The 11,438-nt window shown below is 72.2% G+C and carries 5 protein-coding genes; all 5 read left to right on the top strand.

Annotated elements, in window-relative coordinates; genetic code table 11:
- The first annotated feature begins 287 nt into the window (after positions 1-287).
- The 5 genes from asnB to ACZ63D_RS16620 are packed head-to-tail and all read left to right on the top strand — an operon-like array spanning position 288 to position 11,425.
- The gene (gene asnB, locus ACZ63D_RS16640) at positions 288-2,159 is read left to right on the top strand and encodes an asparagine synthase (glutamine-hydrolyzing) (protein ID WP_465355170.1); all 1,872 of its coding nucleotides are present in this window, start codon (positions 288-290) and stop codon (positions 2,157-2,159) included.
- Complete coding sequence (locus ACZ63D_RS16635; RefSeq protein WP_465355169.1) at positions 2,147-2,863, top strand: aspartate/glutamate racemase family protein; 717 nt, start codon at positions 2,147-2,149, stop codon at positions 2,861-2,863. Before asnB ends, ACZ63D_RS16635 begins: the two co-directional genes overlap by 13 nt.
- The gene (locus tag ACZ63D_RS16630; RefSeq protein ID WP_465355168.1) at positions 2,860-4,548 is read left to right on the top strand and encodes a non-ribosomal peptide synthetase; all 1,689 of its coding nucleotides are present in this window, start codon (positions 2,860-2,862) and stop codon (positions 4,546-4,548) included. The genes ACZ63D_RS16635 and ACZ63D_RS16630 overlap by 4 nt, the downstream gene beginning before the upstream one ends.
- The gene (locus ACZ63D_RS16625) at positions 4,545-10,691 is read left to right on the top strand and encodes an amino acid adenylation domain-containing protein (RefSeq protein WP_465355167.1); all 6,147 of its coding nucleotides are present in this window, start codon (positions 4,545-4,547) and stop codon (positions 10,689-10,691) included. The genes ACZ63D_RS16630 and ACZ63D_RS16625 overlap by 4 nt, the downstream gene beginning before the upstream one ends.
- Entirely contained in the window at positions 10,688-11,425 is a 738-nt protein-coding gene (locus ACZ63D_RS16620; protein WP_465355166.1) for an aspartyl/asparaginyl beta-hydroxylase domain-containing protein, read from the top strand. The genes ACZ63D_RS16625 and ACZ63D_RS16620 overlap by 4 nt, the downstream gene beginning before the upstream one ends.
- Positions 11,426-11,438 lie beyond the last annotated feature (13 nt).

The following is an 11,438-nucleotide window of genomic DNA, read 5'->3' as shown; positions in this document are numbered from 1 at the left end:
CTCGATAGAGATCGCCCGGCCTGTCTGTGAGGGGATTCTTGGGGGAATCAGCCCTCAAGGAGCCCCTCACGGACCTGCGGTAGGTGCCGGTGCCCGGTGCCGTCTGCCGAGCCCGGATCGCTCGCTCTGTCCCGGCTCGGGGAGGTCTGTGAGGGGAACCCTGAGGGAATCAGAGTCCGTCAGGGTTCCCCTCACAGACCGCCGCCCGGTGCGCGGGGAAACTGCCCGATAACCGTTCCCCGACACGATGTTCCCATCGCAGGACCTCCGGATGGGAGCGACGGGAAATGTGTGGCATTGCAGGCGTCTTCGCCCTCGCCGCCGGGCAGCGGGCCGACGGCGGCGCGGTCGGGCGGATGACCGCCGCGCTCGCGCATCGCGGGCCCGACGACCTCGGCCGCTACGCGGACGGTCCGGTGTCCTTCGGTTTTCGCCGCCTGTCGCTGGTGGATCTCGAGCACGGCGGCCAACCGCACCGGACTCCGGACGGCGACGTCGTTTCGGTCTGCAACGGCGAAATCTTCAACCACCGCGCGCTGCGGACCCGCCTCGCCCGCGACGGGCACCGGTTCCGCTCCGAATCCGACACCGAGGTCCTGGTCCACCTGTACCAGGAACAGGGCCCCGGCTTCGTCGCGGAGCTGGACGGCCAGTTCGGTTTCGCCCTCTACGACGCGCGGGCCCGGCGGCTGCTGCTGGCCCGCGACCGCTGCGGGATCGTGCCGCTGTTCTACACCGTGGCCGGCGGGCAGCTGATCTTCGCGTCCGAAATCAAGGCAGTGCTGGCACATCCGCTGGTGCACCGCGCGGTCGACCTGCGCGGCCTCGACCAGGCTCTCGCGCTGCCCGGCCTGGTCAGCCCGACGACGATGTTCGAGAGCATCCGCTCGGTCCGCCCCGGCGAGCTGATCATCGCCGACGCCAGCGGGATCCGGACCCGGCAGTACTGGGATCTCGACTACCCCGAGCACGATCCGGCTTCGCGGCCGCACGAGTCCGAAGTGGACCGGCACGCCGACGAGGTGCGCGAACTGCTGGACGAGGCGGTCCGAGGCAGGCTCGCGGCCGATGTCCCGGTCGGGCTGTACCTGTCCGGCGGGCTGGATTCCAGCTTGCTCGGCGCGCTCGCCACCGGTGCCGATCCGCGGCGGCAGCTGAAGAGCTTCGCGGTTTCGTTCCCCGGCAAGGAATTCGACGAAAGCGCATACCAACGGCTGGTGGCGGCGAAGCTCGGCACGCACCACCACGAGGTGCCGATGCGCGACGGCGATTACGCCGATTTGCTCCGGAAAATGTTGCGGCACGCCGAAACCCCGGTGCGCGAGTCGTACAACGTGTGCTCGCTCGCGCTTTCCCGCGAGGTCCGCGCGGCGGGGGTCACCGCGGTGCTGAGCGGCGAAGGGGCCGACGAGCTGTTCGGCGGCTACCCGGGTTACCGGTTCGACGCGTCCGGGCTCGGCGGCGAGGAACAGGATCCGCTCGAAGCCCGGCTGGAGCGCGAGATCAGCGAGCGGATGTGGGGCCTCGACCTGCGCTACGAACAGGCGCAGCTGCCCGCGCTGGAAGCCCGGCGGGAGATCTACAGCGCTGATCTCGCCGCCTCGCTGGACGAATTCGCGGTGACGGGGCAACGGCTGGTCGACCCGGCCAAGCTCGCCGGACGGCACCCGCTGCACCAGCGGTCCTATGTGGACTTCAAACTGCGGCTCGCCGACCACCTGCTCGGCGACCACGGCGACCGGATGGCGATGGCCAACGGCGTCGAACTCCGCTTTCCATTCCTGGCCAACAGCGTCCTCGACCACGCGCGCACGATGCCCGCCGGACTGATGGTCGCGGGCGGGCGGGAGAAGGCAGTGCTGCACCGGCTCGCGCCGGGCCTGGTGCCGGACGAGGTGCTGAGCCGGACGAAATTCGGCTTCCGCGGCCAGACCAGCACCGACCTGCTCCGGGAGCGAGCGGAGTGGTTCGAGGACCTGATCTCGCCCGCGACCGTCGCCGCGCAGGGGTACTTCGACCCGGCCGCGATCACCGCGCTCGCCCGGCGCCAGCGCGCGGGCGGGTACCGGGTGCACCCGCATCTGGACACCGATTTCCTGTTGTTCGCCGCCACTTTCGCGTTGTTCGTGGAGGAGTTCGGGTTGCCATGTCTGCGTTGACGCGAGAACGGACCCCGCTGTTCGGCGTGGTCGGGGGAATGGGCCCGATGGCCTCCGCCGAGCTGGTCGGCACGATCTACGGCGTCGAACCGCCGGACGACGAACGCACCGCCCCGCGCGTGCTGCTCTGCTCGGACCCGGCAGTGCCCGACCGGACCGAGGCGATCGAATCCGGTGCCGAGCACGGGCTGGCCGACCGGCTGGAGGCGTCGGTCCGGCTGCTGGCCGCGGCGGGGGCGGAGCGGATCGTCGTCGCCTGCGTCACCGCGCATCACGTGTTCGACCGCCTGCCGCCCGAGCTCGCGAGCCGCTGTGTGTCCTTAGTGGACCTGGTGATCGACGAGCTGGCGCGGGCCTCGCACCGCTACCTGCTGCTGTGCACCAGCGGCACCGCGAGCGCCGGGATCTTCACCCGGCATCCGCGCTGGCCCGAGGTGTCGGATCGGGTGGCGGTGCCCGGCGAGGCGGACCAGGCGGCCGTGCACCGGCACATCTACCGGCTCAAACGCGGCGGCGGACGTGGCGAGGCGATCGAGTTCGTGCGGGACGCGCTGGCCCGGCACGGAGTGCGCGGATTCGTCGCGGGCTGCACCGAATTCCACTTGGTGACCAGGGCGATCGACGCCGCGGGCTTGGCCGCCGACCTGCCCAGCATCGACCCGCTGGCCATCGCCGCCAGGCGGATCAAGGAGGGAACACTGTGACCACGACCATCCTCGGCCGCTGGGCGGCGAGTGTCGCCCGGAACGGCCGCGCGCCCGCGATCGAGACCAGCGAACGCCGGTTCACCTACGCCGAACTGGCCGGCCGCGTGGCGGGCTACGAAGCAGCGCTCGGGACCGGCTCCGGCCCGGTGCTGCTGCTCGCCGCCGACGCTGCGCAGGTCATCGCCGCGATGCTCGGCTGCATGGCGGCGGGCCGGGTGTTCGCTCCCGCCGACCCGCGCCTGCCGAGTGCCGGGATCACCGACCTGATCGGCGTTCTCTCCCCGTCGGCGGTGGTCGCGGACGAGGCTGGCCGGGCCGCACTCGCGGACGTCGCGCTGCCTCCCGAGGTGCGGGTGCTGAGCCCGGAAGAGGTGCCGGACGCGCTGCCGGACGTGGAACGCTGGCTCGACCCCGCCGTGCCCGACCGCGGCTACGTTTACTTCACCTCCGGCTCCACCGGCCGCCCGAAGGGGTTGCGTGGCAGCCTCGCCGCGATCGAGCACTTCGTGAACTGGGAGATCGAGGAGTTCGCTGTCGACGCCGAGAGCCGCGTCTCGCTGCTCACCTCGCCCGGTTTCGACGCCTTCCTGCGCGACGCCTTCGTTCCGCTGTGCGCTGGCGGAACGGTGTGCGTCGCGCCGCCGGAAGCCCGGGTCGGAACCGGACTCGCGCGATGGCTGACCGAAGCCGGGATCACGCTGCTGCACTGCGTCCCGACGGTGTTCCGCACGCTGCGGGACGCACCGGACAGCTGGCCCGCGCTGCGGTCCGTGCTGCTGGCGGGGGAGCGGGTCCACGCCTCGGACGTCGAATGGTGGTGCTCCCGCTACGACGGCAAGGACCTGGTGAATCTCTACGGCCCGTCCGAAACCACCATGACCAAGCTGTTCCGCAGGCTCGGCCTCGCGGACGCCGCGGCCGAGGTGGTGCCCGTCGGCCGTCCGCTGCCGGGGTGTTCGGTGCGGGTGCTCGGGTCGCGGCCCGGCGACGTCGGCGAGATCGAGCTGGAAGTCCCGTTCCGGCTGCTCGGCTACCTCGGCGCGGACCAGGGCGGATTCGACCCGGACGGACACCGGTACCGCACCGGGGACCTCGGGCGGGTGCGCGAGGACGGCGAGATCGAGGTGCTCGGGCGGCGCGACCAGCAGGTCAAGGTCCACGGGGTGCGGGTCGAACTGGGGCAGATCGAGGCGGTGCTGCGGCGGCATCCCGGGGTGCACGACGGGTGTGTGCTCGCCGTCGAAGGGGAGCTGCGCGCTTACGTGCTCGCTCCCGGCATCGAGGACGCCGAGCTGGCCCGGCATACCGCCGAACTGCTTCCGCCGTGGCTGGTCCCGGCCGAGTTCGTCGCGGTGGAAGAGATTCCGCGGACGTTGAGCGGAAAGGTGGACCGCCGCAGGCTGCCCTCCCGGGCGGCGCGGCCGAGCGGGGGAGAGCCGCCGTCGGGGCCGCTGGAACGCGAGATCGCGGAGCTGGCGGCGGAGCAGCTCGGCGTGCGCGGGCTCGGCCGCCGCGACGATTTCACCGTGCTGGGCGGGAATTCGCTCACCATCGCACGGCTGCTGGACCAGGTGCGCGCCCGGTTCCGGGCCGACGTGCCGTTGCGGTCCCTGCTGGCGGACCCGACCGTCGCCGGGCTGGCGGAGTCGGTCGCCGCGACCCGGCAGGAGCGCGTCGGATGAGCCCCCGGACCGGCATTCCGAAGTGCCCGGAGCGCGAGTCCGCCCCGCTTTCCTTTGCCCAGCGCGCGATCTGGCGGGCCGATCAGCTCGCCGACGGCGCACCGCTGCACAACGAAGCCGTCGCGTTCCGGCTGGCCGGACCGCTGAATCTCAACGCCTTGCGCGCCGCTCTGCGCGGCGTCGTCGCGGCGCACGAGGTGTTCCGCGCGGCCCTGCACTGGGACGGAACCGCCGAACCGCACCAGGTCTTCGCCGACCACGCCGACCTGCCGCTGGACCTGATCGACCTGACCGAAAACCCGGCCGCGTTGCCGGGCAGGATCGCCGAACTGGCCGCGGTGCCCTTCTCCCTGGACCGCCCCCCGCTGGCCAGGGCTCACCTGCTGCGGCTGGGACCCGACGACCACGTGCTCGTCCTGATCGCGCACCACCTGGTGATCGACGCGGGCGGATTCGCGGTCCTCCTGGACGACCTCGCCACCCGCTACGCCGGCGCGATCCCGGCAGAAACCCCTGGCGGCATCGGTTTCGGCGATTACGCGGTCTGGCAACGCACTTCGACCGAACCAGCCGCCGATCTCGGCTACTGGACACAACGGCTGGCAGCCGCGCCCACGGTGGAACTGCCCTCCGACAGTCCACAAGGGACCTTCAAGAACACCGACGGCGGCGCCTGCCACACGGTGCTCCCGGCGGAGCTGGTCGCGCGCCTGAGCACGCTGGCCCGCGCCGAACGCGCGACGCTCGCCTCGGTCGTCCTCGCCGGATTTTCCGCGGTGCTGCACCGGTTCGCCGGACTGGCCGAGCTGGTGGTCGGCATCCCGGTCGCCACCCGCGGCCGTCCGGGGCTCGCCCGGGTGGTCGGCCCGCTGCTGAACCTGATCCCGTTCCGGCTCGCGACGTCCGGGGCGCAGCCGTTCACCGGGCTGCTGGACGAGGTCCGCCGCTCGCTGAAAGCCGATCTCGCCCACCGCGACGTTCCGCTGGACCTGCTCGTCGACGAACTGCGCCCGGCGAACCCGCTGTTCCAGCTGCTGTATGTGTTCCACAGCGGCCCGGCGGCGCAGCTGCGCTTGCCGGACGTCGCCTCAACCGCGCTCCCGGTGCACAACGGCACCGCGAAGTACGACCTGTCGCTGATCGTCCGCCCGAGGCCCGACGGCGGGCTCGACGCCACCCTGGAATACCGGTCCTCGCTGCTCAGCGAAACGCTGGCGGCAAGCCTGGCCGAAGCGATCGGCGCACTGCTGACCGCGGCGGCGAACGAGGCGGAACTCCCGATCGGCGCCTTGCCGCTGACCGCCGCTCCACTGTCCGAAGTGGACTTGCCGGAGCGGGATTACCGCGCCGCACCGGACGTTTCGGAAGCAGTCCGGCAGCGGGCCGCCGCCGATCCGCACCGCCCAGCCGTCCGCCAGCACCGCACGGTGCTCACCTACGACGACCTCGACCAGCGCGCGGATCTGGTCGCGGACCGGCTGGAAGTCCGGCCCGGCGACCGGGTCGCCGTCCGGCTGGACCGCACGGTGGACGTGCTCCCGGTCGTGCTGGGCATCTGGCGGTCCGGCGGCGTGCTCGTGCCGGTCGACAAAGCGCTCCCGACCGAGCGCGCCCGTTACCTGCTCGAAGACAGCGGCGCGAAGGTACTGGTCACCGACCTTCCCTCAGCAGAGCTGACAGCTGAGCGGGTCCTGCCCCCAGAAGCCCTTCTCCCCGCAGGCCCGCGCTCTGCGCCCAGGCACCGTCCGAGGGCCGACGAACTGGCCTACCTGATCTACACCTCCGGCTCGACCGGCAAGCCCAAGGGCGTCGCGGTCCGCCACGGCAACCTGACGAACCTGCTGCACACCATGGTGGAAACCCCGGGAATCGGCCCGGACGACGTCTTGCTCGCCATCACGTCGCTGTCCTTCGACATCTCTGTCCTGGAGCTGTTCGGCCCGCTGGTGGCCGGCGCCCAGGTGTGGATCGCGCCGTCGGGCGTGGCCGCGGACGGCGAAGCGCTGGCGGCACTCGTCGGGAGCAGCGACGCGACGATCGTGCAAGCGACGCCGTCAGTGTGGCGCGGTCTCGTCGCGGCGGATTGGCGCGGGCCCGGCGTGCGCGCCTGGACTGGCGGCGAGGCACTGCCGCAAGACCTCGCCGAAGACCTGACCGAGCGCGCCGCCGAGGTCTGGAACCTATACGGCCCCACGGAAACGACAATCTGGTCGACCGTCGGCCGGATCGCCGCCGGGGAGCCGGTGACGGTCGGCCGTCCGGTGGCGAACACGTCCTGCGCGGTCGTCGACCCGGCCGGTCGTCCCGTGCCGCGAGGCTGGACCGGGGAGCTGGCGATCGGCGGGGCCGGGGTGTCGGCCGGGTACTGGGGGCGGCCGGGCTTCACCTCGCGGTCGTTCGTCGCCGATCCCGCGCGGCCGGGCCGGATCCGGTACCGCACCGGGGACCGGGCCCGGGTGCTGCCGGACGGCCGGATCCGCGTGCTCGGCCGGATCGACGACCAGGTCAAGATCAACGGCCACCGCGTGGAGCTGGGCGAGATCGAGCACGTGCTCGCCGGGCTGCCCGGGATCCGGGAGGCCGCCGTCGTGCTGGACGCCTCGCGCGCGCCTCGGCTGGTCGCCTTCGTGGCCGGGGACCAGCCGGACGAGGCCGCGTTGCGCACCGCGCTCGGCCGGGTCCTGCCCGCGCAGATGATCCCGTCGGTGTTCCGGTCCGTGCCGCGGCTTCCGCTGAACACCAGCGGGAAAGTCGACCGCCCCCGGCTCGCCGCGGAGGCGGCCGGAATCGCCGCCGGAACCACCCGGCGCGCACCGGCCGGCGATACCGAGCACCTGCTGGTCCGGATCTGGGCCGACGTCACGGGTTCCTCTGTGGACGACATCGGCGCCGACGACGACTTCCTCGCCGCCGGCGGCAATTCCCTCGCGGCGACCCGGTTGCTCGGCCGGATCCGCGCGGAGTTCGGCACCGCGCCGACCCTCGCCGACTTCTACGCCCGCCCGACCGTCGCCGCGCTGGCCGCGACACTGCCGGAGCCGTCCGCGCGGCCGGTTCCGGTGTCCCGGAAAGAAAAACCGGTCCGGGTCCCGCTCACCGATCAGCAGCGGCAGGTATGGCTGGCCGACCAGCTGGACCCGGGCTCGGCCCGGTACAACCTGGCCGCCGCGATCCGCCTGTCCGGCCCGCTGGACGTGGACGCGCTGACCGCCGCGTTCGACGACCTGGTGGCCCGCCACGACCTGCTCTCCGCCCGGTGCGAGACGGTCGACGGGGAGCCGATGCTCGTCCGCGACGCCGCGGCCGCCGCTCGGCTGCGAGTAGTGGACAGCACGGCCGACGACGAGGCCGCCAAGCCGTTCGACTTGGCCACCGGCCCGCTGCTGCGCGCGAGCCTCCACCGGCACAGCCCCACCGAGGTCGAACTGGTGGTAGTCGCGCACCACCTGGCCCTGGACGGCTGGTCCATCGGCGTGGCCACGCGCGACCTCGCCGCCCTCTACGCCGCCAGGACCGCAGGCACCGCCCCGCCAGCACCCCTCGACTGGAACTTTTTCGACCACGCCGCCGAAAGCGCCGAGCGACCCGCCGACGAAGCGCCGCTGGAGTACTGGGCCGAACGCCTCTCCGGCCACTCCGGCGTGCTCCAGCTGCCGGTGGACAGCACCTCGACCGTCCGGCAAGGCGCGACCCGCCCGGTCGCGGTGCCGCCGGAGCTGATCCGCGAAACCGCGAACCGGCTGCGCACCACCCCGTTCGCCGTGCTCCTGGCGGCGTTCGCGACCGTCCTCGGCCGCTACGGCAGCACCGACGACGTGGTTGTGGGCGTCCCGGTGGCCAACCGCGCCGATCCCCGGTCCGCGGAGCTGCTCGGCTGCTTCGCCGGGACGCTGCCAGTGCGCGTCGATCTCTCCGGCCGCCCCTCCTTCGACCAGCTGGTCACCCGGGTGGCGCGGACCCTGCAGGCTGATCTGGACCAGCCCGGCGTCCCGTTCGACCGGCTGGTCGAGCGGCTCGGGCTGCCCCGCGACCCGGCCCGCCCGCCGGTCGCGCAGGCGATGCTGGTGTTCCAGAACCTCCCGGACGGCGACCTCGCCCTGCCCGGCCTGACCGCCGAGACCCGGCAGCTGGCCACCGGCGCCGCGAAGTACGACCTGACGCTCTCCCTGGCCGACCGGCCCGGCTCGATGGCAGGCGAGCTGGAGTACGCGGCGGACCGGTTCAGCGCCGGGATGGCCGACCGCTTCTTCGCGCACCTGCTGACGGTGCTGTCCGCCGCCGACCTCCCTCTGGACGCCCTCGATCTCGGCCCGCAGACGGAAACCACTGGCGAAACAGACCTGCCGGACCTGCCGGTGCACGAGCTGTTCCGCGAGCAGGCGCGCCGCACGCCGGACGCGATCGCGGTCCGGCATCCGCAAGGGACGCTAAGCTATGCGGCTCTCGACCGCTGGAGTGACGCCATCGCGAACGACCTCCTCCGGCACGGTCCCGGCGAGTTCGTCGCGGTGCTCCTGCCCGCCGGACCCGCGCACACCGCGGCGATCCTCGGTGTCGCCAAAACCGGTGCGGCCTTCGTGGTGCTGGATCCAGCCGATCCCGCCTTGCGGATCAAGGAAATCCTCGCCGACGCGAATGCGACGCTGCTCTTGTCCACAGTGGACCTCGCGGTGCCCGGGACCGACCTGGTCGAGCTGCCCGCATGCCCGGAAACCGCCCCGCCCGCGCCCCAGCGCACCGTGCGGCCGGAGTTTCCGCTGTGCCTCGTGCACACGTCGGGCAGCACCGGTGTGCCCAAGGGAATCGTTTTGTCGCACCAGGCTTTCACCCAGTTCGCGGCCTGGCAGCGCGACCAGTTCGGGATCCGCGCGGACAGCCGGATCGCGCAGTGGGCGTCCTTCACCTACGACGCCGCCTACACCGAGGTCTTCGCCGCGCTCGGAGCCGGGGCGACGCTCTGCCTTCCCGACCCGGACAGCCGCCGCGACCCGGTCGCCATGGTGGACTGGCTGCGCGCCGAAGGCATTACGCAATTGCAGACCGTGCCCGCGTTCTTCCGGCTCATGGTGGACGTCCTCGACGGCGCCGAGCTGCCCGCGCTGGAGCACGTCCTGCTCGCTGGTGAAGTCCTGCCGCCCGCGCTGGTCGCGGATTGGGGCGGCCGGAGCAGGCTGCACAACCTGTACGGGCCGACCGAATGCATCCTCGCCACTCACCGAGAGCTGCGTGACGAGAACTTCGCGCCGACGGTGCCGATCGGCGACGCGATCCCCGGCCGTGAGGTGCTCGTCCTGGACCCGTGGCGGCGGCCGTGCCCGATCGGCGTGCCCGGCGAGCTGTACCTGCGCAGCCCGCTGCTGGCTGGCCGCTACCACCGGCGACCCGAAGAAACCGTCGCCGCTTACGTGCCCGATCCGTGGCGGCCGGGCGGTTTCCTTTACCGCACCGGAGATCTCGCTTGCCGTCGAGCCGACGGCGAGCTGATCTTCGTCGGACGCTTGGGGCGGCAGGTCAAGCTGCGCGGCAACCGGGTCGAACTCGAAGGCGTCGAAGCTGTGCTGGCCGCGCATCCGCAGGTCCGCGAAGCAGCCGCGATCGTCCACGACGGCGCGCTGCTCGCGTATGCGGTGGCCAGCGGGGCGACACCCAGCGAGTTGCGCGCGTACCTGGCAGAGCGGTTGCCCGCCGCGGCGACGCCGGACGAAGTGTTCCTGCTGGACGACCTTCCCCGCACCCGCACCGGCAAACGAGACCTGGCCCGGCTGCCGGTGCGCACCACCCGGCCAGCACCGGACAAGACCCCGTTGCGCGGCGCCGAACGCACCGTCGCCGAGGCCTGGTGCGCGGTGCTGGGCCGGACGGAAATCCACCGCCACACCAACTTCTTCGAAGCGGGCGGCCAATCGCTGCTCGCGGCGAAGCTGCAGCTCGAACTCAGTGCCCGGCTGGGCACGGAAATCCGGCTCGTGGACGTGTTCGCCCATCCGACGGTGGCCGGATTCGCCGCCTGGCTGGCGGACGCGGGCCGGACCCCGCAGCACGCGGCCCGCGGCGACCGGCGCCGGGCGGCCTTGCGCACAAGAGCCCGCACGCGGGCAGACCGCCGGACAACCCGCCGTACAACGAGGAAAGGATCGCTGTGAACGTCGAAGAAACCATGGCAGAGGTGACCGGCCGGGTCGGCGCGGACGGCCTTGAGCGCGTCGAGGAATGCCTGGAGATCATCGCCGGCCGGCGCGCCCCGCACTACCTGCACGACGAGCAGGAGCCGACCCGGCTGTTCTTCCCCGGCATCAGCGCGCTGCCGTGGCACGACACCGCGCAGCTGGCCTGGGTGTCCGAAGTGGAGCGCGCGTACCCCGACATCAAGGCGGAATTTCTCGCCCTGCGCGAGGAACAAGCGCAGTTCGCGCCGTATGAGGACCTCTACACGAAGGAACTGGGCTGGCAGGGCTGGAACAACTACCAGCTCTACCGCAACGGCGAATGGCGCGAAGAAGCCCTGCGCCGCTGCCCGGCGACCGTCGAAGCGCTCCGCGCGACCCCGCACGGCCCGCGCGACGGCATGTTCACCGTCCTCAACCCCGGCGTGCACATCACCCCGCACACCGGCGGGGTGAACCTGCTGCTTACCTGCCACCTCGCGCTCCGGATCCCGCCCGGCTGCTCGATCACCGTGGCCGAGGACGAGCGGACCTGGCAGGAGGGCCGGTGCGTGCTGTTCGACGACAGCTTCATCCACGAGGCCCGCAACCAGGGCACCGAACAGCGGGCGGTCCTGCTGTGGGACGTGTGGCACCCGGAGCTGACCCCGGTCGAGGTCGCCGCGCTCGAGTACCTGATGCCGAAGTTCCAGCGCTACTTCGCGGCCGCCTGAGACGGAGAGAACC

It is taken from the genome of Amycolatopsis sp. NPDC104775 (assembly GCF_055583325.1).
The sequence above is the reverse complement of the archived record's forward strand: the minus strand, read 5'-3'. Positions and strand labels throughout refer to the sequence as shown.